This is a genomic window from Streptomyces sp. SAI-135 (assembly GCF_029893805.1).
In the GTDB taxonomy this organism is placed as follows: domain Bacteria; phylum Actinomycetota; class Actinomycetes; order Streptomycetales; family Streptomycetaceae; genus Streptomyces.
Genome location: NZ_JARXYP010000002.1, coordinates 8767365 through 8793289 on the forward strand (window position 1 = coordinate 8767365; position 25925 = coordinate 8793289).

Sequence of the window (25925 nt, forward strand, 5' to 3'; positions counted from 1 at the left end):
GAGAGGACGAGGCACAGGCCGTGCACGACACCACCGCACCCCACGACGACGACCTGCCCGCCGTCGCCGTCATCGGCATGGCGGGCCGCTTCCCCGGCGCCGACGACCTCGACGCCTTCTGGGACAACCTCGCGGCCGGGCGGGAGTCCGTACGGCCCGTCACCGACGAGGAGTTCCTCGCCGCCGGCGGCGACCCGCGCGACCTCGACGACCCGGCACTGGTCCGCAAGGCGTCCGTCGTCGACGGCATCGACCGTTTCGACTCCGGCTTCTTCGGCTACAGCCCCGCCGAGGCCGCCGTCGTCGACCCGCAGCAGCGGGTGCTGCTGGAGACGGCCTACCACGCCCTGGAGGACGCCGGCTGCCTCGGCGCCGACCGCGCGGGGGAGGCGTTCGGCGTGTACGCGGGAGCCGGTGACAGCCGCTACTACCCCGCCCACGTCCACCCCCGCTACGCCGGACAGCCCGGCTCGGTGGCGCTCGTCCACGCCGCCACCGCCAACTCCCTCGGCACGCTCGCCACCCGCGTCTCCTACGAACTGGGCCTCACCGGGCCCAGCGTCTCCCTGCAGACCGCCTGCTCCACCGCGCTGGTCGCCGTGCACACCGCCTGCCAGGACCTGCTCGACCACCGCTGCGACACCGCGCTCGCCGCCGCCGTCTCCCTCAACCCGTCCGCCGTACTGGGCTACCGCCACGTACCCGACGGACCCTTCTCGCCCGACGGGCACTGCCGTGCCTTCGCCGCGGACGCCGCCGGCACCTCCTCCGGCGACGGCGTGGGAGCCGTCGTACTCAAGCGGCTCGAGGACGCCCTGGCCGACGGCGACCGCATCCGCGCCGTCATCCGAGGCAGCGCCGTCAACAACGACGGCCGGCGCAAGGTCGGCTTCAGTGCACCCAGCGCCGCCGGACAGACCGAGGTCATCCTCGCCGCGCAGGCCCAGGCCGAGGTCGACGCCGCCACCATCGGCCTGATCGAGGCGCACGGCACCGCCACCAAACTCGGCGACCCCATCGAGGTGTCCGCCCTGACGGAAGCCTTCCGGCACAGCACGGACCGGACCGGCTTCTGCGCGCTCGGCTCGGTCAAGACCAACATCGGCCACCTCGGAGCCGCCGCCGGCATCGCCGGACTCATCAAGACGGTCCTGGCCCTGGAACACCGGCAGATCCCGCCGAGCCTGCACTTCGACCGGCCCAACCCGCTCATCGACTTCGACGCGAGCCTCTTCCGCGTGCCGACCGCACTGGAGGAGTGGCCCGAGGGCGACCACCCCCGCCGGGCGGCCGTCAGCGCGTTCGGCATCGGCGGCACCAACGCCCACGTCATCCTGGAGGAAGCCCCCCGCCCACCTGCCGCCACGTCCCGCCCGCCCCACGACGGCCGCCGCCTGGTGCTGCCGCTGTCGGCGCGCACCGCCGGCGCCCTGCGCGGCCAGGCGTCGGCACTCGCCCGGCACCTCGAACGCCGGCCCGGCCTGCGCCTGGACGACGTGGCCCACTCCCTGCGCACCGACCGGCCCGCACTGCGCCACCGGCTCACCGTCACGGCGGCCACCCGCGAGGAGGCCCTGGACGCGCTGCGCTCCTCGGCCCCGGCCACCCCGCCGCTCGCCGACGACCCGGCCCGCGTGGCGTTCCTGCTGCCCGGCGGCGGCACCCAGTACCCGGGCATGGGCAAGGAGCTGTACCGCGACCAGGCCGTCTACCGCGACACCGTCGACGAGTGCGCCCGCATCCTGCGGCCCGTCCTCGGCACCGACCTGCGCACCGCCCTCTTCGAGGAGCAACGGCCCGACGACACCTCCGCCTTCCTCGGGCTGGTCGTCACCGAGTACGCCCTGGCCCGCACGCTCATGGAGTCGGGCGTGCGACCGGACGCGCTGATCGGCCACTCGCTCGGCGAGTACACCGCCGCCTGCCTGGCCGGCGTCATCGACCTCGCCGACATGCTGCCCCTGGTCACCGAACGCATCCGGCTCATCAGCTCCGCCGGCGGAGCCACCGTCGGTGTCGCCGCCCCGGCCGAACAGATCCGGCCCCTGCTGGACGCCGACCTGTCCCTCGCCGCCGTCAACGGCCCCAGCGCCTGCACCGTCGCCGGACACCTCGACGCCGTCACCCGCTTCGAAGCCGAACTCACCCGCCGCGGCATCCCGTTCCGCCGCCTGCGCATCCCCGTCGCGGCCCACTCGCACGTCCTGGACCCGGTCCTGCCGGCCTACGAGACCCACCTGCGCCAGGTCACCCTGCGCCCGCCGCGCATCCCGTACGTCACCAACGTCACCGGCACCTGGGTCACCGACGCCCAGGCCACCTCCGTCAGGCACTGGCTGGCCCACACCCGCGACACCGTGCGGTTCGCCGACGGCATCACCGCCCTGTGGGACCGCCTGCACCCCGTCCTCGTGGAGATCGGGCCGGGGGACACCCTGACCAAGCTGGCCGCAGGCCGCCTGACCGACCACACACCGGTGGCCGTGACCACCATGCGCCACGCGAAGGCCGAGGCGTCCGACGGGTTCGTCCTCGCCGAAGCGCTGGGACGGCTGTGGAGCGCGGGCGTGGACAGCGCCCTGCCCCCGGTGCCGGGCGCGCCCCGGCGGGTGCCGCTGCCGCCGTACGCCTTCGAGCGCCACCGGCACTGGATCGACGCGCCCGGCGCCCGGACGGAGCCCGCCCCCTCCGACGACACCACGACAGCGGCAGGCCCCGGCTTCGCCCCCCGGCCCCGGCTGACGACCGAGCACGTACCGCCCCGCGACGACCGCGAACGGGAGGTGACCCGGCTCTGGGAGGAGACCCTCGGCATCGGCGGCATCGGGGTGCACGACAACTTCTTCGACCTCGGCGGCGACTCGATGCGCGCCGTGCTGCTGGCCGGCCGGCTGCGCCAGACCGGTGTCCTCGACATCCCGGCGGCGACCCTGCTGGCCGCGCCCACCGTAGCCGGAGTCCTCGCCGCGGCCGGCCAGCCGGACGGGCAGACCCCGGAGGCCGGCTCCTCCGCGCTCGGCCCGCTGCTGCCCCTGCGCGCCGAGGGCACCGCCGCCCCCCTGTTCTGCGTCCACCCCGGCGCGGGAGTCGCCTGGCGCTACACGGGCCTGCTGCCCCACCTCGGCGGCGACCAGCCCGTGTACGGAATCCAGGCCGCCGGCCTCGACGGCACCCGGCCGCCCGCACCGGACGCCGCCGCCATGGTCGCCCACTACCTCGACCTGGTACGCGAGGTGCAACCCCGGGGCCCCTACCGGCTGTTGGGCTGGTCCTACGGCGGATTCGTCGCCCACGCCATGGCCTGCGCCCTGCAACGCGACGGCGAGCAGGTCGAGCTCCTCGCCATGCTCGACGCGCCCCAGCCGCACGGCACCGCCCACGACGCCGAGGCCGCAGAACGCCAGGTCGCGGCCCTGCTGTCCAGGGTGGCCGGACTCGACGTCGACGGTGCACCCGTGGAGACCGTCCTGGACCGGATCGACACCCGGGTCTCGGCCGACCCGGCGAGCGTCCCCGTCACCCGCGAGGAGGCTGCCACCATCGCCGCCGTCATGCGCAACAACCTGCGCATCGCACCCCAGTTCGCCCCCGGCACCTACCGCGGTGACGTGCTGTTCTTCAGCGCCGCCGAGGAGCAGCACACCGAACACCCGGCGGACCTGGCGGTACTGCCCGGCAAGGCCGACAGCTGGCGGCCCCACGTCGACGGAACCCTCCACGACCACCTCGTGCCCTGCGGCCACTACGAGATGACCGAACCCGAACCCATCGCCCGCATCGGCGAAGCGGTCGCGAAGGCACTGCGCGGCCTCGGCGACCGCGCCTGCACACCCCCTTCCCCGTGAAACCCGCGACGCGACGAGGAGAACCAGCGTGCAAGCGACCCAGGACCTCTACGAACTCGGTGACGCCCCCGAGATCGGCACCGCTCCGAAGAGGATGTACGCCTCGCTCATCCGCCGTGAGCGCTACGGACAGCCCGTCGACGCCTTCCGTACCGAGGTGGTCGACGTCCCGCCCGTGGGGCGCGGACAGGTCCTGGTGAAGGTGATGGCGGCCGGCATCAACTACAACAACGTCTGGGCGGCCCTCGGTTCACCGCTCGACGTGATCGCCGCCCGGCAGAAGGCGGGCGCCACCGAGGACTTCCACATCGGCGGCTCCGACCTGTCCGGGATCGTGTGGGCGGTCGGTGAGGACGTACGCGGAGTGGAGCTCGGCGACGAGGTCGTCGTCCTCGCCAACCGCTGGGACGAGAAGGCCGAGGACATCCGCCTCGGCGGCGACCCCACCTGGTCCGCCAGCCAGCGCGTGTGGGGATACGAGGAGAACTACGGCTCGTTCGCGCAGTTCGCCGTCGTCGACGACTACATGTGCCACCCCAAGCCCGCACGCCTGTCCTGGGCGGAGGCCGCCTGCTACATGGCGACCGCCGCCACCGCCTACCGCCAGCTCTTCGGCTGGCCGCCGCACACCGTCCGCCCCGGCGACCCGGTGCTGATCTGGGGCGGCGCCGGCGGACTGGGCTGCATCGCCATCCAGCTCGTCCGGCACGTCGGCGGCATCCCCGTCGCGGTCGTCTCCAGCGAGGAACGGGGAGAGTTCTGCCTCAAGCTGGGCGCCGAGGGATTCATCGACCGGCGGAGGTTCGACCACTGGGGGCGGCTTCCGGACACCTCCGACGACGCGGCGACGGCACGCTGGCTGTCGGGAGCCAGGGCCTTCGGACGGGCCTTCTGGGAGGTGCTGGGCGAGCGGCGCAGCCCCCGCATCGTGCTGGAGCACTCCGGCGCCGACACCATCCCCACCTCCCTGTACCTGTGCGACAACGGCGGCATGGTCGTGCTCTGCGGCGGCACCACCGGCTACAACGGCGACGTCGACCTGCGCTTCCTGTGGATGCGGCAGAAGCGGCTCCAGGGCTCGCACGTCGCCACGGCACGGGAAGCGCGTGAGGTCACCCGGCTGATCGACCAGGGGATCATCGATCCGTGTCTGTCCCGCACCTTCGACTTCGACGAGATCGGCCTCGCCCACCAGCTCATCCACGACAACCGGCACCCGGCGGGCAACATGGCGGCCCGGGTGGGCGACCTGGGGTGATTCGTCCTCGGCCTGAGGGGTACTCGCGGCGGGGTACGACGCACGCGACCTCCTGGAGGTACCCCCCATGGGCAAGCTCGGCGACATGATGAACAAGGCCAAGGCGATGGCCAAGGGCCACCCCGACCAGGCGGACAAGGGCGTCTCGGGCGCCGAACGCATGGTCGACGAGCGCACGGGCAACAAGTACGACGCCCAGACCGACAAGGCGGCCGACGCGGTGCGGCGTTCCTACCAGGACGGCGGCACGACGCCGGAGCGCTGACCCGTCGCCCCGCCCGTCCCCGGTACCCCCGGGGACGGGCGGCTTCCTGTCAGCCGCGGGCGGCGTCCCGGCCGGTCACATAGCTGAAGACTCCCGCCGCCCCGATCGCCGTTCCGAACGCCGCCTCGATGGGCACGATCCGCACCCGCACGGCGCGCCCGGGATCGGCGCGCAGGCAGACACGCAGCCCGTCCCCGCAGGACGAGGCCCGCAAGTCCCGCAGACCCCCCTCCGCCATGGCGAGGGCCTTCCAGGCCGATTCCTTCGCGGAGAACAACGCGGTCACCGACCAGACGGCGAGCAACGGCTCCTCGTCCGCGCACAGCACCAGACGGGCCGCCGCTCGGGGGAGGGGCCGCAGCTCCAGGTCACAGCCGGCGGGGAGTGGGAGACCGGGATCGGGCGCAACGGCGACGGCGATCCCCGCACTGTGCGAGATCGACGCGGCCCGGCCCGGCGGGAACACCGGCAGGCGCCCCGACCGGGGGATCTCACCGCAGTCCAGCCCCACCGCCCGCAGGGCCCTGCGGGCGGCCCGCCGGCCGGCCAGGAACTCCCGCCGCCGCTGCTCCGGCATCGGCGCCGCGGCGGCCGCCTCGGCGGGTCCGGCAGGTTCCGCACCCGGTTCGGAGACGGCCGCGACACCGAGCCCGAGCCCGGCGGCGAGAAGGAGCGGACCCAGCGCGGCCAGGTCCCCGCCCAGCCGCCCCGGCAACGGCTTGCCACGGTGCTGCGGCTCTTCGTCGACGTCCCGGCCCAGCCACACAGGCTTGCTGGAGCCCTGAGCCGCCCATATCGGCTCCTCGCCGGCCGGGCCCGGCCACACAGGTCTCCCGGAGCGCTGAGCCGTCGATATCGGCTCCTCGTCGTCCCGGCCCGGCCACGCAGGTCTCCCGGAGCCCTCAGCCGTCGACATCGGCTCCCCTCCAGTCCGGCCCGGCCGCACAGGCAGCCCGTAGCCCTGAACCGCCGACAGATGCTCCACACCAAGCCGGGCCGGCCACGGCGTCCGCGTCGTGGCCGGCCCGGTCGGGGTCGGGCGCTCGGTCATCGCCGGACGCCCTCGCGCGCGCTCATACCCGCAACAGCTTCTTGATGATCTTGCCGGCGGGATTGCGCGGCACCTGCTCGATGAACTCCACCCGGCGCGGCCGCTTGTACGGCGCCAGCAGCCCCGCCACGTGAGCGAGCAACTCCGCGGCGCTCGGCTCCGCGCCCGCCTCCAGGGCGACGTAGGCCAGCGGCACCTCGCCGTAGTCCTCGTCGGGCATACCGACGACCGCCGCGTCCCGGACGGCCGGGTGGGTCATCAGGGCACGCTCGATCTCGGAGGGATAGACGTTCTGACCCGCGCGGATGATCACGTCCTTGGTGCGGTCCACCAGGCTGATGCGGCCCTCGCCGTCCATGAAACCGAGGTCACCGGTCCTGATCCAGCCGTCGCGGGTGATCTCGCTCGTGGCCTCGGGATCGTTCCAGTAGCCCTGCATGACGCCCGGCCCGCGCACCACGATCTCGCCGATCTCGCCGGGCGCCAGTTCCCGGCCGGCCTCGTCGACGGCACGGGCGGACATGCCCGGCACGACCCGTCCGCACGGGATGCGGGCGGTCACGTCCCCGGGCGCGGGGTGCTCGTCGGGACCGAGCGTGACGAACGGGCCGCCCACCTCGGTCATGCCGTACACCTGCCGGAAGCCGCAGCCGAGCCGTTCGACCGCGTCGGCGTAGACGTCGAGCGGCATGGGGGCGGCCCCGTACAGCACCTCCCGCAGGGAGGACAGGTCGGTGCGCCCGGACGCCTTCGCCTGAAGCATGAAGCGCAGCATCTGCGGGACCAGCCACATGTGGGTGGCGCGGTGCCGCTCCACCGCCGACAGCGCCCGCTGCGGGGTGAACCCGGGCATCAGCACGATCGTCGCGCCGGCCGCCAGGTAGGTGAGGGAGACGACCATGCTGCCGTGGTACAGCGGGCAGCAGTTGACCATGACGATGTCGTCGGTGGGGCGGGCCATCACCAGCCAGCCGAGGGCGATCGCGCGGAACGACGCGCTGTCGACCGTCACCCCCTTGGCCTGCCCGGTGGTCGCCGAGGTGTGCAGTACGGCGATCGGGTCGGTGTCGGCGACGTCCGGCAGCTCCCGCTCTTCGGCCAGGGTGCCCAGCGCCGCGAAGGCGGGCTTGTCGAAGGCGACCCGCAGACGCACCGACTTCGGCAGACGGGCGTGGCGGTCCAGCAGTTCGGACTCGCCGAGGACGGCCACCGCGCCGACCCGCTCGACGATCCCGGCGACCTCGGGCTCGGCGAGGCTGTGATTGAGCGGCACGAACAGGGCGCCGAGGCGGGCCAGCGCGAAGTAGCTCTCCAGGACCTCGATCCGGTCCTTGGAGAGCACGGCCACCCGGTCACCCCGACCGATGCCCAACTCCGCGAGACCGAGCGCCAATTGCAGCGTACGGTCGTGCAGCTCGGCCCAGGTGACGCTGCGTTCGTCGTCCACCAGCGCGACACGTCCGGGCCGGCACTGGCGGTTGCGCTCCAGCAGCTGCGTCAGCCACATCACGCACCGCCGCTCGCGCCGGCGCCCGCGCGCTCGGCCACGAAACGCTCGTAGTCACCGATCGTGCGCAGCTCCTCCATGTCCTCGGCGGTGATCTCGACCCCGAGCCGCTGTTCGACCAGCAGGACCAGGCGCACCAGGTCCCCGGAGTCGATGCCGCTGGCGGCCAGGTCGGCGTCGTCGTTGATCCGGTCGGCGTACTCGACGGTGCCGGTGAGTTCGACCAGCAACTCCCTGATGGTGCTCATGGTTTCCCCTTTCGCCTCGGCGTGCCGGCCGCCGCGGTCTACGACTGTCACCTCGTCAAGAGGCCGCCGCGGGCGGCCGCACTCCCCGGACCGCCCCGTGAGCTTTGTCACGCGCCCGAACCCGGTGTGCCGGGGATAGCCGGGCCGCCCGCCCGGCCTCTTACCGCAACGAAGCCACCCGCTCCGCCCGGCGCCCCGCGCGGGCGGTCGTCGAACCGAAGGAGTGATGTGCGTGCCCAGGCAGCCGGTACGGGTCCGGCCCCGGCGACGGTGCCCGCAGCACGACACCGTCGCGACGGTCACCGCACGTCCGGGCGGTGCCCGGTGACCGCGTCGACCACCACCACGGCCTCTGCCGGCGCGAACGAGGACGACCTGCTCGCCCACTTCGACGCGCTCATCGCCGACGGCGAGACGATCGAACCGCGCGACTGGATGCCCGACGGCTACCGCCGCATGCTGGTCCGTCAGATCGCCCAGCACGCCCACTCCGAGATCATCGGCATGCAGCCCGAGGGCGCCTGGCTCACCCGCGCCCCGTCCCTGCACCGCAAGTCGGTCCTGCTCGCCAAGGTGCAGGACGAGGCGGGCCACGGCCTGTACCTGTACTCCGCGGCCGAGACGCTCGGCGTGGACCGCGCCGACCTGCTGGACGCCCTGCACCACGGCCGGCAGCGCGCCTCGGCCACCTTCAACCATCCCGCGCTGACCTGGGCGGACACCGGCGCCATCGCCTGGCTGACGGACGGCGCCGCCGTCATCAACCAGGCACCCCTGTGCCGTACGTCCTACGGGCCCTACGCCCGGGCGATGCGCCGCGTCTGCCAGGAGGAGGCCTTCCACGTGCGCCAGGGCTACGACCTGATGCGCGCCCTGTGCCAGGGGACCCCGGAGCAGAAGGCGATGGCGCAGGACGCGGTGAACCGCTGGTGGCTGCCGGCCGTGGCGCTGATGTTCGGACCGCCCGACACCGAGGCGGGCGGCGCCGACGCGCGGACCGCCGCGCTGGGGGCCGCGGTCTCCCGCCGCGCGATGGCCTGGGGCATCAAGCGGCACACCAACGACGAACTGCGCCAGCGTTTCGTCGACACCTGCGTCCCGCAGGCCGAGCGCCTCGGCCTGACGCTGCCCGACCCGGCGATCCGCTGGAACGAGGAGCGCGGCCACTACGACTTCACGCCCGTGGACTGGGACACCTACCGCAAGGCCCTGGGCGACGACACGCACTGGGCGCGGCAGCGCATCGCGAACCGCCTGGCCGCGCACGAGGACGGCGCCTGGGTCAGGGAGGCCGCCGTCGCCCACGCCGCGAGGACGGACGAGCCGCGGGGAGCGGCCGCATGAGCGCGGCAGGCGAGGGCGCGCCGGCGTCCTGGGAGGTGTTCCTGCGCGCCCGCAGGGGCCTGGCACACCAGCACGTGGGATCGGTGCGTGCCGTCGGCCCGGACGCGGCACTGGCCGCCGCCCGCGACCTGTACACGCGCAGGGGTGAGCCCCTGTCGCTGTGGGTGGTCCGCTCCGACGCCGTGCACACGGCCTCCCCGGACGAACGCGACCCGTACTTCGCGGGCGCCCGCCACAAGCCGTACCGCTACCCCGAGCACTACGCGCCGCTGACCGAGAAAGGCCCCGAAGGTGAGCACGACGAGTGACGCTGTGGCGGTGCGTCCCGGCACCCTGCCGGACGCGCCGCCGTCCGCCGCCGACCCCGATCTGGCCCGGCACCTGACGCGCCTCGGCGACGACGCGCTCGTCCTCGCGCAGCGGCTGTGCCAGTGGATCACCCGCGCGCCGACCATCGACGAGGACCTGGCCCTGTCCAACATCGCCCTCGACCTGATCGGCCACGCCCGCGCGCTGCTCACCCGCGCCGGCCGCCTCGACGGAACCGGCCGCACCGAGGACGACTTCGCCTACGCCCGCTCGGAGCGCGAGTTCACCAACGCCCTGCTGACCGAGCTGCCCAACGGTGACTTCGCCGTGACCGTGGCCCGGCAACTCGCCTACACCCACTACGCCGTCCTCTCCTACGAGAGCCTCGCGCACTGCGCCGACCCCGAGCTCGCCGCGTTCGGGGCCCGGGCCGCCAAGGAGGTCGCCTTCCACCGGCTGCACGCCGACCGCTGGACGGTGACGCTCGGACGCGGCACCGCCGAGAGCGCGTGCCGCATGCGACACGCCCTGGAGCGGGTGTGGCCCTACACCGGCGAACTCTTCGAGGAGGACGACGTGTTGCGCCGCCTGGCCGCGTCCGGCACCGTGCCCTCCCCGGCGCCCCTGCGTGACACGTGGCTCGGGCAGGTCACCGACGTCGTCACCGAGGCGGGACTCACCGTGCCCACCCCCCTCTGGTCGGCCACCGGCGGCCGCGCGGGTCTGCACACCGAGGAGTTCGGCCCCCTGATCGCCGAACTCCAGTCCGTACGGCGTCAGTTCCCCGGAGGCGCCTGGTGAACGCACCCACGCCCGCACCCGGATTCAGCCCCGTACCGGCACCCGCACCGGTCACAGCCCGCCGCTCCGCCCAGGAGGTGCGCGAGCGGGTGGCCGCCATCCCGGACCCGGAACTGCCGGTGATCGGCCTCGGCGACCTCGGCGTCGTGGGCCGTGTCGCCCCCGCCGCCGACGGCGTACTGGAGGTGGAGATCACGCCCACCTACCTCGGCTGCCCCGCGCTGCCCGAGATCACCGCCGCGGTGCGGGAGGTCCTGACGGCCTGCGGCCACCCCGACGGCCGTGTCCGGCACGTCCTGACGCCGCCCTGGACGACGGACCGCATCACCCCCGAGGGCCGGCGCACCCTCACCGCCCACGGCATCGCCCCACCCGTGACCCCGGCACCCGCAAGTCCCGTCCCCGTCGCGCTGGGTGCCGTGCCCTGCCCGCACTGCGGCTCACGGGCCACCCGGCCGCACAGCACCTTCGGACCGGCCCGCTGTCAGTCGGTGCTGTGGTGCACGGCGTGCCGCGAGCCCTTCCCCCACCTGACCGCGCTGTGAGGCACACCGTGAACACCGCCCCGCCCGCCCTCCTCGACGAGGCACCGGCCGGTCCGCCCCGCCGCACCGGCTGGTACCCGCTGGACGTCACCGAGGTCCGTCACCTGAGCGCCGACACGGTCGCCGTCACCCTGCACGTACCCACCGGCCTGCGTGATGTCTTCGCCCACCACCCCGGCCGGCACGTCGTCGTCCGGCACCGGCAGGCCTCCGGCACCTCCGGCACCTCCGGCACCTCCGGCACCTCCGGCACCTCCGGCACCGAACTGCGCCGCAGTTACTCGATCTGCCCCCCACCGCACACCCCCACGGCCCTCCGCCTGGTGATCAAACGCTCCGGTCCCGGCGGCTTCGGCGAGTACGCCACCACCCGGCTCGCACCGGGCGCACGCCTCGAACTCTCCGCGCCCACCGGCACCTTCGCCCTGCCGCGGCTGCCGGGTGCCCACCACGTGCTCCTCGCGGGCGGCACCGGCATCACCCCCCTGGCCCCGATGGCCGCCCACGCGCTGCGCCGGGATCCGGCCTGCCGCGTCAGCCTGGTCCACTCGGTGCGCACCTCCGCCGACGCCGTGCTGGCCGATGAACTGGCCGAGCTCAAGGACGAGTTCGTCGACCGGCTCACCGTCCTGTACGTCCTGACGCGGGAGGACCGGGGGAGCGGGGGCGGTCCCCTCGCACGGCGGCTGGACGCGTCCGGAGTGCGCCGGCTGCTGGCGGCCGTGGACGCCCGGCCGGGCCCGGACACCACGTTCGCCCTGTGCGGACCGCCCGGCCTCGTCGCCACCGCGCGGCACGTCCTGGCCGACCGCGGGGTCGATCCCTCGCTGGTCCGCTGGGAGTTGTTCACCTCCGACGGCACACCGCCACGCGCGCCGGAGCCGGCCGGGCAGGCACCGGGGGCGGGGGAGTACCGGGTCACCGCCCTGCTCGACGGGCGCCGCCGTGCCGCCACCGTCCTGCCGCACGACCCGGTCCTGCTCGACGCACTGCTGCGCAGCCACCCCGACGTGCCCTACGCCTGCCGGGAGGGCGTCTGCGGCAGCTGCCGCGCGAAGGTCGTGGCCGGACAGGTGACGGCGGACGGCCAGCACGCCCTGGACGACCGCGAACGCGCCGCCGGCTACACCCTCGTCTGCCGCGCCAGGCCCCGCACTCCGGACATCACCCTCGACTTCGACGCCTGAGGCGCATCCGGGACCACGTTCGACGTCGAGACCCGATCGCCACTGCCACGCCACCCCGCAGCGAAGGAGACCCACGATGACCGCCACCGCCCGCCACACGGGGAAGACCGCCCTGGTCACCGGAGGCAGCCGGGGCATCGGCAGAGCCATCAGTCACCGCCTCGCCCGCGAAGGCGCCCTCGTCGCGGTCCACTACGGCCACGACCTGACGGCAGCCGAGCGGACCGTCAAGGAGATCCAGGCCGACGGCGGCCGTGCCTTCCCCGTCCACGCCGAACTCGGCGTCCCCGGCGACGCCGACACCCTGTGGTCCGCGTTCGACGACGCCCTGGCACAGCAGGACGCCCCGGCGGGCCTGGACATCCTCGTCAACAACGCGGGCATCACCGTTCCCCGCCCGATCGCCCAGGTGACGGAGGCCGACTACGACCGCGTCTTCGCCGTCAACACCAAGGCGCCGTTCTTCATCATCCAGCGCGGCCTGGACCGCCTGCGCGACGGCGGCAGGATCGTCAACATCTCCTCCGTCGCGACCCGTGTCGCCTTCCCGGCGATCGTCTCCTACACCATGACCAAGGCCGCCCTCGACTACCTCACCCTCTCCCTGGCCCAGGAGCTCGGCCCGCGGGGCATCACCGTCAACGCCGTCGCACCCGGCTACACCGAGACGGAGATCAACCCCACCCTGGCCGTCCCGGAGATCCGCCGCCGCTACTCCGAGGCCTCGACCTTCGGCCGGCTCGGCGACCCGGTGGACATCGCGGACGTCGTCTCCTTCGTCGCGAGCGACGACGCCCGCTGGGTGACCGGTCAGTGGATCGACGCCTCCGGCGGCGCCCACCTCGGTGTGTGACCCCTCCGCACCCCTAGGAGACCTGATGAACGACCGCACGACCACCCTCGACGCACCGGCCACCGACTCCACCCTGACCTGCCCCTTCGAGGGCGCCAGCCCCTACGACACGTATGTGCACGCCTCGGTCCTCAACACGCTCCAGCACCCGCTCACCGAGGCCCCGGACGAGATGGGCTTCCTCGTCACCACGCAGGTGATGGAGCTGTGGTTCACCCTGATCGTGCACGAGTGGCGTACCGCCAAGGTCGCCTTCGTCAAGGACGACCTGCCCGCCGCCATGGACGCGCTGGTGCGCAGCCGCCGCGCGCTGACCGCTCTGAACGGCGCCTGGGCGCCCATCGCTGCCCTGACCCCCGCCCAGTTCAACGGCTTCAGGGCGGCGTTCGGCCGGGCCTCCGGCTTCCAGTCGGCGATGTACCGGCACATGGAGTTCCTCCTCGGCGACAAGTCCGCCGGACTGCTGCGCGCCCACCGCGGCGACCCGGCGGTCCACGAGGCACTCGCCGAGACCTACCGCGAACCGTCCCTGTACGACGACGTGCTGGCCTACCTGCACCGCCAGGGCCTGCCGGTCCCGGCCCACGTCCGCGAACGGGACGTGACCTGCCCCTACGACAGCGACCCCGGCGTCGTGGAGACCTGGAGGCGCGTCTACGCCGGACCGCAGCACCACCCCCACCTCGCGCTGGGCGAACTGCTCACCGACATCGCCGAACTCGTCACCCGCTGGCGGTTCGACCACGTCCTGGTGGTCCGCCGAGCCATGGGAGCGAAACCGGGCAGCGCCGGATCCGCCGGACTCGCCTGGCTCGAACAGCGCGCGGCTCGGCCGGTCTTCCCCGAACTGTGGGAGGTGCGCGGTGACGTCTAGGACGATCTCCGCCTTCGCCGCCGAGGAGGAGCGACGGGTCCTGAGCCTGAAGCCGGTCCTGGCCCCGGTGCACGGCCGCTACGGCGACCATCCCCACCAGTCCTACGACGCCTGGCCGTCCGAGGACCCGGACGCCCCGCGGGTGATCCTCCTGCACGGCGGCTACTGGCGCTACGACCGGATGCACCTGACCCCGTTCGCGGCCTGGCTCTCGACGCAAGGGTTCGACGTCCTGCTCCCAGGTTTCCGACGGTCCGGCGGCGCGGGCGGCTACCCCGAGACCTTCGACGACATCGCCCGCATCGTCGACACGCTGCCCGAAGGGCGCCCCTACGTCCTAGCGGGCCACTGCTCCGGCGGGCACCTGGCCCTGTGGTGCGCGGCCCGGCACCTGCTGCCGCCCGGCTCCCGCTGGCACTCCCGCACCCTGCCGACGGCCGTGCTCGCCCTCGCTCCGATCACCGACCTCACCGCCACCCGCCGCGACCGCCTCAGCAACGACGCCGCCCTGCAACTCCTGGGCGGCGAAGAGCACTTCACCGCACGTCTGCCCGAGGTGGACCCCCTCACCCTGCTGCGCGACACAGGAACCACCGGCGTTCCCACGGTTCTCCTGCACGGCGCCGCGGACGAGGAGGTCCCCCTCACGCAGTTCAGCGACTACACGGCCGTGCACCGGGACCTCAGGACGGTCGTTCTGCCCGGCACCGGCCACTACACCCTCATCGAACCCGGCGCACCCGGCGCCCGCGCGGTCGCCGACACCCTCCGGGACATGGCGGCCGCCCACTTCCCGGCATACGCCGGCCGCACGCACGAGGAGGCCGCACACCGATGACCACCGCACTCTCCGCAACCGCCACCCTGCACGAGCAGGCGGCACAGCTCGACACCGACGACCCCCTGGCCGACCTCCGGTCCCGCTTCCTGCTCCCGCCGGACGTCGTGTACCTCGACGGCAACTCCCTGGGCCCGCTGCCCGCCGCCGTGCCGGCGGCCCTGGACGACGTCGTACGGCGCCAGTGGGCGACCGGACTCATCGGCTCCTGGAACGCGGCCGGCTGGTGGGAGGCGCCGCTGCGCGTCGGCGACGCCGTGGGAAGGCTCATCGGGGCCGAGCCTGGGCAGACGATCGCGGGCGACTCCACCAGCGTGCAGCTGTTCACCGCCCTCGACGCCGCCGCCGCGCTCCGCCCGGACCGCCCCCTGCTGGTCACCGACCCCGGGCACTTCCCGACCGACCGCTACCTCGCCGACGCGGTCGCCCGCCGCCGGGACCTGGAGGTACGGCATGTGCGCCCGCGGGACCTTCCGGACTTCCTCGCAGCCGAGGGCGAACGGGTCGCCGCCGTCAGCTACTCGCCCGTCGACTACCGCACCGGCGAGCTGTACGACATGCGGACGCTGACCCGGGCCGCGCACGACGCCGGGGCCCTGGCACTGTGGGATCTGTGCCACGCCGCCGGCGCCCTGCCCCTGGACGTCGACGGCCTGGGCGTGGACCTGGCGGTCGGCTGCGGCTACAAGTTCCTCTCCGGAGGCCCCGGCGCTCCCGCCTTCCTCTACGTCGCCCGACGCCACCACCCCGCGCTGGAAACCCCGTTGCCGGGCTGGACCGGCCACGCCGACCCCTTCGCCCTCGCCGACTCCTACACCCCTGCCCCCGGCATCGCCCGCGCCCGCATCGGCACCCCGCCGATCCTGTCCCTGCTCGCCCTGGAAGCGGCCCTCACCGCCTTCGACGGCGTCGACCTGGCCCTACTCCGCACCAAGAGCCTGTCGTTGACGGGATTCTTCCTGCACTGCGCCGAAGAACTCCTCACCCCCCTGGGCTTCACCCCGGTCACCCCCGCCGACCCCACCCGCCGCGGCAGCCAGGTCACCCTCCGCCACCCCCACGCCCGCGGCCTGGCCGTCGCCCTCGCGGAGAGCGGGGTCATCGCGGACATGCGCGCACCCGACCTGCTCCGCCTCGGCGTCAACGCCCTCTACACCAGCCACCGGGACATGCTCACCGCCGCATCACGCCTGCGCGACCTCACCGAGAGGGCCGCCTACAATCCCGCACCACCCACCACAGGTCCCGTGCCCTGACCTGACCGTTGGGGGAGGAGATGCGTGTGCCCACGCCCTCAACGCCTACTACGAGCGGCCCGCGACGCTGGCCCTCGCCGGAGACGTGGCCGGTCGGCTGATCGGTCATCAGCGAGCCGGAGCCCGATCCGGCCGCCCTCAAGCTGTTCCCGGAAGCCATGGCGGCCAAGCCCCGCTTCCTGTGCTTCCTGTTCTTCGTCCTGCAAGCCGACTAGCACCCCCCGCAACCCGGTTACTCGCCTCGGCCCGGTCGGGATGCGGGTCGGCGCGGTGCGCGTGAGGCTGGGGCCGTGGCTTACGGCTGCGTGGTCGTCACGCGCATGAGGCGGGCCGGAGGTGGTGACGTTGAACGCGCGCAAGGGCTCGCGAAGCGGTGGTGACCGCGATGTGGAAGCCGTCCTGGACGAGCTCTACACCACACCGCCTTTCGCGTTCGTCCCCCGGCGGGAGACGCTGGCGGTCGAGGCGAGGACGGCCGGCCGCGTGGAGGACGCGCGCCGGATCCATGCCGCGCGGCGCCCCACCCTCGCGGCGTGGGCGGCCAACCTTCTGCTGCGCTCCCAGCCGGAGGAAAGCCGGCAGTTCCTGGAACTGGGCCGCGCACTGCGCGAGGCCTACAGCACCCTGGACGCCGCCGGTCTCAAGGAGCTGTCCGCCCAGCGTCGCCGTGTCGTCGCCGCACTGTCCCAGCAGGCCGCCCAGCTCGCCCGCGACGCCGGGAACCGGCTCTCGGAACCGGTCCAGCAGGACCTCGAAGCGACCCTGCGCGCCGTGCTCGCCGATCCGGACGCAGCCGACCAGTGGGCGGGCGGTCGTCTGGTCAATGCCCTGACCCCGCCGTCGGAGTTCCAGCCAGGCACCACCGCACCAGCGGCCGAGAAGCTGGGTGCCCGCGGCCACCGGTCGGCGCCTCGTCCTGCGGCACGGACAGCACGCGCGCCCAAGAAAGACGAACTCGCCGAGAGACGCCGCGCCCGGCAGGAGCAGCTGGACCGGGCGAGGGAGACGGCCGAGGCGGCCGAGCAGCACCTGCGGGAGGAACGCGCACGGCAAGCCGACCTCGACGCCGCGCTCCAGCAGGCGCGCGAACACACCGAGCGGGCCCGCCGGCAGCTCGCCGCCCTCGAGGAGCAGATGGAGCAGGCACGGGAGGAGTGCCGGCAAGCCGAAAGGGCTCAGAAGGAAGCCGAACAACTCAGCCGCTCCGCCGCCGACGCCCTCACCCAGGCCGAGCGGAAGGCACGCGAGAGTGCGCAGCGCGTGCGCCGCCTGACCAGCGGTACCGCCTAGACGGGGAGGGGCCGTCCGAGCTCACCGTCGACACTTCTGGTCATGCCCGTACTCCATGACCGCCTGGAGAAGTGCCGCGGGCGGGAATGATGCGCCGAGGGGCTGTGTTGACACCACTGCATGACATGACCGAGTCAAAGCACTCGGTGGTGGTGGAAGGAGTACCTCATGGCACGCAGCACCACGCGCCCCGTCGTCAAGCTCAGGTCGACGGCCGGCACCGGCTACACCTACGTGACGCGCAAGAACCGTCTGTCCGACCCCGACCGGCTGGTCGTGCGCAAGTACGACCCGGTGGCCGGCCAGCACGTTCTGTTCCGCGAGGAACGATGACACCCGCCTCGGTCGTCGATCGAGGTCCCGCGAAGGAGGCACCACCCATGAGGTCCGGCATTCACCCCGTCTCCCGCCCCGTCGTCTTCCGCGACCGTGTGGCGGGCTTCCATCTGCTCACCCGCTCCACCCTCGATGCCCAGGCCACGGTGGAGTGGGAGGACGGCAGGACGTACCCGGTCGTCGACGTGGACATCTCGTCCGCGAGTCACCCGTTCTACACCGGCACCTCGCGGGTCGTGGACACCGCGGGCCGGGTGGAGCGCTTCGAGCGGCGTTACGGCCGTACCGCTCCGGCCCGTCCCTGACGGCCCGAGCCGTCCGACCCCTGCAAGACCCGGCAAGGAGGCCGTGATGAAGGTACGCAAGTCCCTGCGCTCGCTGAAGGCCAAGCCCGGCGCTCAGGTGGTGCGCCGGCGTGGCGTCACCTTTGTGATCAACAAGAAGGACCCCCGGTTCAAGGCCCGCCAGGGCTGACGCCCACCTCGCAGCACCTCACCGGCCCGGCACCGCACTCGCGGTGCCGGGCCGGTGCCGTAAAGCACGCCGTGTGTCCGGTGCGTTTGCGATGGACGCTCAGGACTCGTCCGCGACCGCGGCCGAGAAACGTGTCGCGAGCGCTGCCACCGCCGCGCGCAGCTCCGGCCCGCCCTCGACACGGAAAGCCAGCGGCAACTGCGCCAGCCACTCCTGCGCGTACATCGTCGGATTCCTCGTGCTGCCGATCAGCACGCATCCCTCTCCCCACGGTTCGAGCCGTCCCATGGGCGGGCGGATCGACGGCAGCACTTCGGCCATCGGGGCGTCGAACACGACCCGCGTGGGAAATGCCCACCCCTGGCCCAGGTTCTCCTCCAGCGCCGCCACCGGATCGAGGCCGTCGGGCACCTCGAAGCCGCGGGTGGTCTCCCGGACCGTGCGGATGCGGTCGATCCGGTAGGTGCGGATCGCATCCGAGCGGTGCGAGTGGCAGAGCAGGTACCAGCGGCCGTAGCGGACGACGACCGCCCATGGGTCCACCTCTGCCTCCCACTCGTTGCCGGACTCGCTGCGGTAGGTGAGCAGCACGCGGTGTCGCACCGAGCTCGCGGCGACGAGGGTGCTCGTGAGGGCGGGATCCGGACGCGAGGCGTGCCGGTCGGGCGCCGCCGACGCGTGCTCGCGCAGGGCCGCCGCCTGTCGGCCGACGTTCTCGGGCAAGGCGCGGATGACCTTGCCCAAAGCGGTGGCGACGAGGTCGTCGGCATCGAGATCGGCGGCCGCCGGCTGACCGTCGAGCACAGCCATGACCAGGCCCAGCGCCTCGGGCTGCGTGAACAGGACCGGCGGGAGCCGGGCCCCGCGTCCCAGTCGGTATCCGCCGTGCGGGCCCCGGGCCGAGTGCACGGGGATGCCCGCCTCGCGCAGGATCCCGACGTAGCGGCGTGCGGCCCGCTCGGTGACGCCCAGGGAGACGGCCAGTTCGTCGGCTGTCACTCCCGCGGTACGGGACTGGAGGATCTCAAGGGTGCGCAGGGCCCGCGCGGTGGGGCTGAGCTCGGTCGGCACCCGAGAAGATTAGGGGGCCCCGCGACATACCGGAAGTGGATTGTCCGGAACCAGTCGTAGCGTGAGGGCACCGACCTCACGGGCCTCACGGGAAGAGAACTGATCCATGGACATCCTGCTCATCGCCGGGCTGTGGCTCGACGGATCCGCCTGGGACGACGTCGTGCCCGCGCTCAGGGACCTCGGCCACCGTCCGGTGGCCCTCACCCTGCCCGGTCAGGGCGACGGGGCGGGATCGGCCACGCTGGAGGACCAGGTGGCGGCGGTGCTCGCCGCCGTGGACGCGGCGCCGGACAGGCCCATGGTGGTCGGGCACTCGGCCGCCTGCACCCTGGCCTGGCTTGCCGCCGACGCGCGGCCGGAGAGGGTGGCCAAGGTGGCCCTCATCGGGGGTTTCCCGTCCGCCGACGGGCAGCCGTACGCGGACTTCTTCGAGACGAAGGACGGCGTGATGCCGTTTCCCGGCTGGGCCCCCTTCGAGGGACCCGACTCCGCCGACCTCGACGAGGAGGCGCGCGACCGCTTCGCCTCGGCCGCGATCCCGGTGCCCGAGCAGGTGGCCAAGGGCCGGGTGCGGCTGACGGACGAGCGCAGGTTCGACGTCCCGACGCTGCTGGTGTGCCCCGAGTTCACCCCCGTCCAGGCCCGGGACTGGATCGACGCCGGTGACGTGCCCGAGCTCACCCGCACCCGGCACCTGGACCTCGTCGACATCGACTCGGGCCACTGGCCGATGATCACCAGGCCGGTCGAACTCGCCCGGCTGCTGGCCGAGGCGGCCGCCGGCGCGTGAGCCCCGGCCGTAGGACCACGGGGTCCAAGGTGTGGTGCCGCCGTGCGCCGGGCGGCCCGCCGGCTGCTTGTCGCGCAGTCGGCGGGCCGCCCGGCGTGCGCGGATCATGCGGTGGTGCAGGCGGTGCCGTTCAGGCTGAAGGCGGAGGGCTTGGTGAAGGTGCCGCTGGCGGTGCCCTGGAGCCCGAAGGTGGCGTGGCCGCCGGCCGCCAGCTCACCGTTGTGGCTCACGTTGCTCGCGGTGACCGCTCCTGAGGAGCCGGAGAGGTTCGCGTTCCAGGAGCCGGTGATCTGCTGCCCGGAGGGGAGGGTGAACGCGAGCTTCCAGCCGCTGACGGGGGTGGTGCCGGTGTTGGTGATGGTGACGTCGGCGGTGAAGCCGCCCTGCCAGGAGTTCGTCGTGTACGCCACCTTGCAGGCCGTGGAGCCGGGGGTGCCCGGGCCGCCGGAGCCCTTGTTGACGGTGGAGGAGAACGAGGTGACGGCGAGGCCCGCGCCGTTCTGCCAGGGCTCGAAGCCTGCCTGAATACTCGTCAGGTACCAGCTGTTCTGGGCGAGTCCGCGGGAGACGGCCTGCCGGACGAAGTCCATGACGTCGAAGTTCCAGGCCGACATCGCCGAGGGCGCGACGAACGACAGCACGTCGTTCGTGCCGTTGTTGCCGGACCACACCTGCCAACTGCGGCCGCCCACGGTGGCGTTGCCGACGGGGGAGCCGACCGGCTGGACGGATCCGACCCTGTTGAACCAGATCATGATCTCGGTCCGGTTCACGCCGTCGGTACGGGGCGTGGGATCGAGCCAGATGTCGTACGCGGCGTCGTACACCGCGTTGTTGACGTAGCTGAACGAGATGCTCGAAGGCGCGGTGGAGATGGTGCTGAGCTGCGCGGGGAGGTTCGTGCCGGGCGAACAGTTGGTGTAGTGGCAGCCGTTGAAGAGGGAGGGGTACGACTTCGGGGCGCCGTTGGTGGGGACGGACCCGTCGGCCTGGATGATCCTGAATCCTGTGTCGGTCGCGGTGATGCACTGTGTGGCGCTGGTGCCCCAGCGGTTGTTCTGGACCACGTAGCGACCCTGGATGGTCGTGGAGCCGAAGGCCTCGCAGATCGTGGTGTCGGCCTGTGCGGCAGGGCCGCCGGTCAACAGCGCGACGAGACAGGCCAGCGAGGTGAGCAGCGCGCCGAGCAGTCCACGTGCCCTGTGGGCATGGGGCGGTGAAGGACGCATGCGGATCCTCTTCGGGGTGGGGGAGAGGGGACGGGATGACAACAGGCCCCGGCGCGAGCCGGGGCCTGTGCGGTCAGCGCTGCAGCGTCAGCAGACCCGGGCGGTAGGGCAGGAGCCCGTAGTCGCCGCCTGAGCTGGGGCTGCGTCCCTGGTAGAGCAGCTGCAGGTTGCAGGGGTCGACGGTCATGGACTGGTCGGGACCGGTGCGGATCAGTTCGCCGTGGCTGATGTCGTTGGTCCAGGTGGCACCACTGTTGGCCTTGCCGGCGAAGGGATTGCTCTCGGTCGCGGCCTGGGGCGTCCAGGAGCCGCTGAGGCTGGTGGCCGTGAACGAGCGGAAGTAACGGCCCTGCGAACCGATCGCCTCGACGATCATGAGGTAGCGGTTCTGGCCCTGCAGCTTGTAGACCTGCGGAGCTTCGAACAGGTTGTTCGTCGTGTCGCTCATGACCACTGTGGAGGTGCTGCCGAAGCTGCCCGGGAAGTTCCCGATCGGCATGCTGGCGCGGTAGATCTTGCCGTTGTCACCGGCGAAGAACAGGTACATGTTCGTCCCGTCGCCGATGAGGGTCTGGTCGATGGGGCCTGTGCCCGACCCTGAGATGCTCCCGGAGAAGAGCACCTGCGGGGACGACCAGCCGTTCGGGTTGGTGGGGTCGCTCGACGTCCGGTAGGAGAAGGCGGTCCCGCCCCACTGGTAGGCGAGCACCCAGATGTTCTTCGGCGCGAAGTAGAAGAGCGTGGGCGCGACGGTGGAAGAGGACATGGTGTTCTGGGACGCCGAGGCCATGTCCGACCAGTTGGTGAACGGGCTGAAGTTCATCGAACCCCAACTCGTCCCCGTGTCGTGGGTCGTCGCGTACACGAGCTGCTTGCCGTTGTACGGGACGACGGTGAAGTCCTTGAGTGAGACCCACCCGGACTTGGGCTGCGCCAGAGCGCCCGTGGACGACCAACGGTAGGTCGACGGCAGATCGCACGCGCCGGGGGTGTCGGCGCCGACCTTGACGAGCTGCCACTGCTGGTTGGTGCCGCCCCAGTCGTCGTACTGGACGATGTTCGCGTTGTCGGCCGTGGAGGCGCCTTGTACCTCGAGGGCCTTGTTGCTGTGCCGCGAGATGAGCCGCACGTAGCCGTCCGAGCTGTCGGCCAGCCGCCACTGCTGGTTGGTGGCGTTCAGGTCGGACCACTGCACGATGGAGCCGCCGTTCGCGGTGGACCAGTTGTACAGGTCCAGCACCTTGGCCGAGTGGCGGGACTTGATGCGGTAGTAGCCGTCCCCGGAAGCGACGAACTGCCACTGCTGCTGGGCCTGGTCGTTTCTGGTCCACTGGGTGATGCGGGCGCCGTCGTTGGTGGCCAGGTTGTAGACGTCCAGGGCTTTACCGCTGTTGCGGTTGACCAGCACGTACGAGGCGTTGGGGTCGACGGTCGCCGCGCTGGCGGGCTGGGCGCCGAGGAAGCCGGCCACCAGCAGCAGCGGCGCAAGGACGGCGAGCAGGCGTCTGAGCGGGACCGTGGAAGGACGGCGTAACCACATCGAAGGGCCTCCTGGGGGGCCGGGCGAGGTGGCGCCGTCGAACTGCGGAGCCGCCACGCGGGGAGGGTGATCGTTCGAAACTTTCGAGCCGTTCATGGAACCTTCGACGCCACAAGCTAGAAATCAACCGGCTCTTGGTCAAGGTCTGTCACTGTTCTGTCTGTAATCAGTTGCTGCCTCTGGGACCGGCCTGAGCTCTGAGCAGGCTCGGGAGTCAAGGGGAGGGTGCATGTGCACGCCTGTCAGCCGCCGCATTGGTGAAGCGTCATCTGTATACGGTTGCGCCGGTTGACCGCGGTATCGGCCTGTCGTCTCTTCGAATGTTTCGGAGATTCGATGGAAACTTTCTTCGCTCCACCTATTGACGATCCACCGTCAACGCCTCAATCATCCTCCAGAAGGTCGACCTTTGTTCGATATTTCGACCGCGTGGGCCGAGGAAGCCATGCCGTAAGGCTCCGGAGATGCGGTGTCGGCCGGCTTCCGGCCGGTCCCGTCCGTCCGCCGAGGAAGCGGCCGACGCACTTTCCTGCGCTCCAGTCATTCCGTGAATGTCCAGCTTGGAGGCACCGCAATGGGCGTGAATGCCCTTCCCAGACCCGTCCGCCAGAAGATCCGCAGTGTGCTGATGGTGCTGCTGACAGGCGTCCTCAGCACGGTCGCCGCGGCGTCCCTGCCGTCGACGGCGCAAGCCGCCGAGTCGACACTCGGCGCCGCGGCGGCGCAGAGCGGCCGCTACTTCGGCACCGCCATCGCCTCGGGCAGACTCGGCGACTCGGCCTACACGTCCATCGCGGCACGTGAGTTCAACATGGTCACGGCCGAGAACGAGATGAAGATCGACGCCACCGAGCCGCAGCGGGGCCAGTTCAACTTCACCTCCGGTGACCGGGTCTACAACTGGGCCGTGCAGAACGGCAAGCAGGTCCGCGGACACACCCTGGCCTGGCACTCCCAGCAGCCCGGCTGGATGCAGAGCCTCAGCGGAAGCACCCTGCGCCAGGCGATGATCGACCACATCAACGGCGTGATGAGCCACTACAAGGGCAAGATCGCCCAGTGGGACGTCGTGAACGAGGCCTTCGCCGACGGCAGTTCGGGGGCCCGGCGGGATTCCAACCTGCAGCGCACCGGCAACGACTGGATCGAGGTCGCCTTCCGCACCGCACGCGCCGCGGACCCCGCCGCCAAGCTCTGCTACAACGACTACAACGTCGAGGACTGGACCTGGGCCAAGACCCAGGCCATGTACTCCATGGTCCGGGACTTCAAGCAGCGCGGCGTGCCCATCGACTGCGTCGGCTTCCAGTCGCACTTCAACAGCGGCAGCCCCTACAACAGCAACTTCCGCACCACTCTTCAGAGCTTCGCCGCTCTCGGCGTCGACGTGGCCATCACGGAACTCGACATCCAGGGTGCCCCTTCCACGACGTACGCCAACGTGACCAACGACTGCCTGGCCGTCTCGCGCTGCCTCGGCATCACCGTCTGGGGTGTGCGCGACAGCGACTCCTGGCGAGCGGATCAGACGCCGTTGCTCTTCAACAACGACGGCAGCAAGAAGGCCGCCTACACGGCCGTTCTCAACGCACTGAACGGCGGCACCACCACGCCCCCTGCGGAGTCCGGACAGATCAAGGGAGTCGGTTCGGGCCGCTGCCTGGACGTCCCGAACGCCAGCACCACGGACGGCACCCAGGTCCAGCTGTACGACTGCCACAGCGCCACCAACCAGCAGTGGTCGTCCACCTCGGCCGGTGAGCTCAGGGTCTACGGCAACAAGTGCCTGGACGCGGCCGGCACCGGCAACGGCACCAAGGTCCAGATCTACAGCTGCTGGGGCGGCGACAACCAGAAATGGCGCCTCAACTCCGACGGGTCCATCGTCGGCGTCCAGTCGGGCCTCTGCCTCGACGCCGCCGGGAACGGCACCGCCAACGGCACCCTGATCCAGCTCTATTCCTGCTCGGGCGGCAGCAACCAGCGCTGGACGCGCACCTGATGAGCCTGATGACAGCCTGACACGAGGCTTGCCTCATCCCTCCAGACGGACGTGGCAGGCATGGCAGACATGGCAGGCATGAGGCCGCCCGGGTCGCCGTCGTAACGGCAGCGACCCGGGCGACCGGCATGTGCGCTTGACCTGGCACCGACCGGGCGAAGGCGACCTGCCGTGAGTTCGAGCACCGACGCGAGCGAGGTGCCTGTGGTCGGACTTCCTGTGCGAGCCCGAAGTAACCATCAGGCTCTAGTCCGCCCGGCCGGTGACGGCGACAGATGCGCCGAGGCCGATCATGGCCACGGCTCCCGTGCCACCGATCAGTGACATGCGGCGGGGGGAACGGCCCAGCCAGGCGCGTGCGGTGGAGGCGGTCAGACCCCAGACGCTGTCGGAGACCAGTTGCAGCAGGGTTCCGGCCAGGCCGAGGAGGAGCATCTGGACGCCGGCGTGTCCGGCTTCCGGGGCGACGAACTGAGGCAGGACGGCGGTGAGGAAGACGATGCTCTTCGGGTTGGTCACCCCGACGACGAACCCCGCCCGGACCGAGCCGTCGCCACCGCCGGGCGCGGCACTCGTGGCGGTCGTGGTGATCGCCCGGTCCCTCCAGGCCGCCCTCAGCGCGTTCACGCCGAGAAGGACGAGGTAGGCCGCTCCGGCCAGCTTGATCACGTTGAAGAGCAGGACCGAACGTTCGACCACACTCCCGACGCCCATGGCCACCGCGATGACAAGCACGTAGCCGCCGAGCGCGTTGCCGAGGACAGAGGACAACGCCGTTCTGCGCCCGTGGGCGAGGGTTCGTCCGATGACGAAGAGCACGCTCGGTCCTGGGACGGCTGACAGAAGCAACGACATGGCGCAGAAGGCGAGCAGTTGATGGGAGTCGACCATGGGCGGAATTCTCACCCCCCGTGGACGGGTGTCACCAGACCGACTTTGGACCTAGTACCGCAACGGACCGTTGCGGAGTACGCAGCCGGCGCACAGTACACCCTGCTGTACCTCTGAT

The 25925-nt window shown here is 72.0% G+C and carries 25 protein-coding genes and 1 pseudogene; 19 read left to right on the plus strand and 7 right to left on the minus strand.

Features of this window, described 5'->3' with window-relative positions:
* Positions 1 to 20: 20 nt before the first annotated feature.
* From M2163_RS44195 to M2163_RS44205, 3 genes are all read left to right on the plus strand, one after another.
* Positions 21 to 3845, plus strand: coding sequence for a beta-ketoacyl synthase N-terminal-like domain-containing protein (locus tag M2163_RS44195; RefSeq protein ID WP_348542167.1), 3825 nt, complete (start codon positions 21 to 23; stop codon positions 3843 to 3845).
* A gap of 28 nt (positions 3846 to 3873) precedes the next feature.
* Entirely contained in the window at positions 3874 to 5103 is a 1230-nt protein-coding gene (gene ccrA / locus M2163_RS44200; protein ID WP_280896906.1) for a crotonyl-CoA carboxylase/reductase, read from the plus strand.
* A gap of 67 nt (positions 5104 to 5170) precedes the next feature.
* Positions 5171 to 5368 carry an antitoxin gene (locus M2163_RS44205; RefSeq protein WP_280847212.1) on the plus strand — a complete coding sequence of 66 codons (198 nt, stop codon included), beginning with the start codon at positions 5171 to 5173 and terminating at the stop codon, positions 5366 to 5368.
* A gap of 49 nt (positions 5369 to 5417) precedes the next feature.
* On the opposite strand, the gene M2163_RS44210 is transcribed toward M2163_RS44205, so the two are convergent.
* The 3 genes from M2163_RS44210 to M2163_RS44220 form a co-directional block, all read right to left on the minus strand.
* Complete coding sequence (locus M2163_RS44210) at positions 5418 to 6284, minus strand: enterobactin synthetase (RefSeq protein WP_280896907.1); 867 nt, start codon at positions 6282 to 6284, stop codon at positions 5418 to 5420.
* 157 nt (positions 6285 to 6441) lie between these two features.
* On the minus strand, positions 6442 to 7926 hold the full coding sequence (locus M2163_RS44215; protein ID WP_280896908.1) for an AMP-binding protein: 1485 nt from the start codon (positions 7924 to 7926) through the stop codon (positions 6442 to 6444).
* Positions 7926 to 8174, minus strand: coding sequence for an acyl carrier protein (locus M2163_RS44220; protein ID WP_280847209.1), 249 nt, complete (start codon positions 8172 to 8174; stop codon positions 7926 to 7928). The genes M2163_RS44215 and M2163_RS44220 overlap by 1 nt, the downstream gene beginning before the upstream one ends.
* Before the next feature lie 375 nt (positions 8175 to 8549).
* Here M2163_RS44220 and paaA point away from each other — a divergent pair, with 375 nt between their 5' ends.
* From paaA to ykgO, 14 genes and pseudogenes are all read left to right on the plus strand, one after another.
* Positions 8550 to 9518 (plus strand): 1,2-phenylacetyl-CoA epoxidase subunit PaaA, encoded by a 969-nt coding sequence (paaA, locus tag M2163_RS44225; protein ID WP_280897420.1) that lies wholly within the window; start codon positions 8550 to 8552, stop codon positions 9516 to 9518.
* Entirely contained in the window at positions 9515 to 9826 is a 312-nt protein-coding gene (gene paaB / locus M2163_RS44230) for a 1,2-phenylacetyl-CoA epoxidase subunit PaaB (RefSeq protein WP_280847208.1), read from the plus strand. The genes paaA and paaB overlap by 4 nt, the downstream gene beginning before the upstream one ends.
* 10 nt (positions 9827 to 9836) lie before the next feature.
* A complete protein-coding gene (paaC, locus tag M2163_RS44235; RefSeq protein WP_280897421.1) occupies positions 9837 to 10628 on the plus strand; it encodes a 1,2-phenylacetyl-CoA epoxidase subunit PaaC in 792 nt (263 codons plus the stop codon).
* A 77-nt stretch (positions 10629 to 10705) separates the two neighbouring features.
* Positions 10706 to 11173 carry a 1,2-phenylacetyl-CoA epoxidase subunit PaaD gene (paaD, locus tag M2163_RS44240; RefSeq protein WP_280897422.1) on the plus strand — a complete coding sequence of 156 codons (468 nt, stop codon included), beginning with the start codon at positions 10706 to 10708 and terminating at the stop codon, positions 11171 to 11173.
* Between the two features lie 8 nt (positions 11174 to 11181).
* On the plus strand, positions 11182 to 12360 hold the full coding sequence (locus tag M2163_RS44245) for a 2Fe-2S iron-sulfur cluster-binding protein (protein ID WP_280896909.1): 1179 nt from the start codon (positions 11182 to 11184) through the stop codon (positions 12358 to 12360).
* Positions 12361 to 12436: 76 nt separating this feature from the next.
* A complete protein-coding gene (locus M2163_RS44250; protein ID WP_280847206.1) occupies positions 12437 to 13213 on the plus strand; it encodes an SDR family oxidoreductase in 777 nt (258 codons plus the stop codon).
* Between the two features lie 25 nt (positions 13214 to 13238).
* Positions 13239 to 14087, plus strand: coding sequence for a tryptophan 2,3-dioxygenase family protein (locus tag M2163_RS44255; protein ID WP_280896910.1), 849 nt, complete (start codon positions 13239 to 13241; stop codon positions 14085 to 14087).
* Positions 14077 to 14925, plus strand: coding sequence for an alpha/beta fold hydrolase (locus tag M2163_RS44260; RefSeq protein WP_280896911.1), 849 nt, complete (start codon positions 14077 to 14079; stop codon positions 14923 to 14925). Before M2163_RS44255 ends, M2163_RS44260 begins: the two co-directional genes overlap by 11 nt.
* Positions 14922 to 16181, plus strand: a complete 1260-nt coding sequence (locus tag M2163_RS44265; protein ID WP_280896912.1) for an aminotransferase class V-fold PLP-dependent enzyme — start codon at positions 14922 to 14924, stop codon at positions 16179 to 16181. Before M2163_RS44260 ends, M2163_RS44265 begins: the two co-directional genes overlap by 4 nt.
* 101 nt (positions 16182 to 16282) lie before the next feature.
* Positions 16283 to 16396 (plus strand): annotated as a pseudogene (locus M2163_RS44270) (SAM-dependent methyltransferase); the annotation flags it as partial.
* Positions 16397 to 16517: 121 nt separating this feature from the next.
* Complete coding sequence (locus tag M2163_RS44275; RefSeq protein WP_280896913.1) at positions 16518 to 17471, plus strand: hypothetical protein; 954 nt, start codon at positions 16518 to 16520, stop codon at positions 17469 to 17471.
* Between the two features lie 168 nt (positions 17472 to 17639).
* The gene (gene rpmG, locus M2163_RS44280; protein ID WP_280896914.1) at positions 17640 to 17804 is read left to right on the plus strand and encodes a 50S ribosomal protein L33; all 165 of its coding nucleotides are present in this window, start codon (positions 17640 to 17642) and stop codon (positions 17802 to 17804) included.
* Between the two features lie 47 nt (positions 17805 to 17851).
* Positions 17852 to 18112 (plus strand): type B 50S ribosomal protein L31, encoded by a 261-nt coding sequence (locus M2163_RS44285; protein WP_280896915.1) that lies wholly within the window; start codon positions 17852 to 17854, stop codon positions 18110 to 18112.
* A 46-nt stretch (positions 18113 to 18158) separates the two neighbouring features.
* Positions 18159 to 18281, plus strand: coding sequence for a type B 50S ribosomal protein L36 (gene ykgO / locus M2163_RS44290; RefSeq protein WP_006130958.1), 123 nt, complete (start codon positions 18159 to 18161; stop codon positions 18279 to 18281).
* Between the two features lie 99 nt (positions 18282 to 18380).
* On the opposite strand, the gene M2163_RS44295 is transcribed toward ykgO, so the two are convergent.
* Positions 18381 to 19352, minus strand: a complete 972-nt coding sequence (locus M2163_RS44295) for a WYL domain-containing protein (protein ID WP_280847198.1) — start codon at positions 19350 to 19352, stop codon at positions 18381 to 18383.
* Positions 19353 to 19458: 106 nt separating this feature from the next.
* On the opposite strand from M2163_RS44295, the gene M2163_RS44300 reads away from it, so the two are divergent.
* Complete coding sequence (locus tag M2163_RS44300; protein ID WP_280896916.1) at positions 19459 to 20145, plus strand: alpha/beta hydrolase; 687 nt, start codon at positions 19459 to 19461, stop codon at positions 20143 to 20145.
* Positions 20146 to 20249: 104 nt separating this feature from the next.
* Here the strand turns inward: M2163_RS44300 and M2163_RS44305 are convergent, their stop codons facing one another.
* Positions 20250 to 21374: a cellulose binding domain-containing protein gene (locus M2163_RS44305; protein ID WP_280896917.1), complete on the minus strand. Its 1125-nt coding sequence runs from the start codon at positions 21372 to 21374 to the stop codon at positions 20250 to 20252.
* A 73-nt stretch (positions 21375 to 21447) separates the two neighbouring features.
* Positions 21448 to 22914, minus strand: coding sequence for a non-reducing end alpha-L-arabinofuranosidase family hydrolase (locus M2163_RS44310; protein ID WP_280847195.1), 1467 nt, complete (start codon positions 22912 to 22914; stop codon positions 21448 to 21450).
* Between the two features lie 574 nt (positions 22915 to 23488).
* Between M2163_RS44310 and M2163_RS44315 the strand changes: the two genes are divergently transcribed.
* Positions 23489 to 24916: an endo-1,4-beta-xylanase gene (locus tag M2163_RS44315; RefSeq protein WP_280896918.1), complete on the plus strand. Its 1428-nt coding sequence runs from the start codon at positions 23489 to 23491 to the stop codon at positions 24914 to 24916.
* 246 nt (positions 24917 to 25162) lie between these two features.
* Here M2163_RS44315 and M2163_RS44320 read toward each other — a convergent pair whose 3' ends face one another.
* Entirely contained in the window at positions 25163 to 25807 is a 645-nt protein-coding gene (locus M2163_RS44320) for a LysE family translocator (protein WP_280896919.1), read from the minus strand.
* Positions 25808 to 25925 lie beyond the last annotated feature (118 nt).

Excerpts from the sequence above, each read along its gene's own strand:
- M2163_RS44220 (WP_280847209.1), bottom strand. The coding sequence starts at position 8,174 with ATGAGCACCATCAGGGAGTTGCTGGTCGAACTCACCGGCACCGTCGAG.
- M2163_RS44305 (WP_280896917.1), bottom strand. The coding sequence starts at position 21,374 with ATGCGTCCTTCACCGCCCCATGCCCACAGGGCACGTGGACTGCTCGGC.
- M2163_RS44255 (WP_280896910.1), top strand. The coding sequence starts at position 13,239 with ATGAACGACCGCACGACCACCCTCGACGCACCGGCCACCGACTCCACC.
- M2163_RS44215 (WP_280896908.1), bottom strand. The coding sequence starts at position 7,926 with ATGTGGCTGACGCAGCTGCTGGAGCGCAACCGCCAGTGCCGGCCCGGA.
- paaB (WP_280847208.1), top strand. The coding sequence starts at position 9,515 with ATGAGCGCGGCAGGCGAGGGCGCGCCGGCGTCCTGGGAGGTGTTCCTG.
- M2163_RS44300 (WP_280896916.1), top strand. The coding sequence starts at position 19,459 with ATGGACATCCTGCTCATCGCCGGGCTGTGGCTCGACGGATCCGCCTGG.
- M2163_RS44320 (WP_280896919.1), bottom strand. The coding sequence starts at position 25,807 with ATGGTCGACTCCCATCAACTGCTCGCCTTCTGCGCCATGTCGTTGCTT.
- M2163_RS44205 (WP_280847212.1), top strand. The coding sequence starts at position 5,171 with ATGGGCAAGCTCGGCGACATGATGAACAAGGCCAAGGCGATGGCCAAG.
- rpmG (WP_280896914.1), top strand. The coding sequence starts at position 17,640 with ATGGCACGCAGCACCACGCGCCCCGTCGTCAAGCTCAGGTCGACGGCC.
- M2163_RS44315 (WP_280896918.1), top strand. The coding sequence starts at position 23,489 with ATGGGCGTGAATGCCCTTCCCAGACCCGTCCGCCAGAAGATCCGCAGT.
- M2163_RS44265 (WP_280896912.1), top strand. The coding sequence starts at position 14,922 with ATGACCACCGCACTCTCCGCAACCGCCACCCTGCACGAGCAGGCGGCA.
- M2163_RS44310 (WP_280847195.1), bottom strand. The coding sequence starts at position 22,914 with ATGTGGTTACGCCGTCCTTCCACGGTCCCGCTCAGACGCCTGCTCGCC.
- M2163_RS44250 (WP_280847206.1), top strand. The coding sequence starts at position 12,437 with ATGACCGCCACCGCCCGCCACACGGGGAAGACCGCCCTGGTCACCGGA.
- ykgO (WP_006130958.1), top strand. The coding sequence starts at position 18,159 with ATGAAGGTACGCAAGTCCCTGCGCTCGCTGAAGGCCAAGCCCGGCGCT.
- M2163_RS44210 (WP_280896907.1), bottom strand. The coding sequence starts at position 6,284 with ATGTCGACGGCTGAGGGCTCCGGGAGACCTGCGTGGCCGGGCCGGGAC.
- M2163_RS44285 (WP_280896915.1), top strand. The coding sequence starts at position 17,852 with ATGAGGTCCGGCATTCACCCCGTCTCCCGCCCCGTCGTCTTCCGCGAC.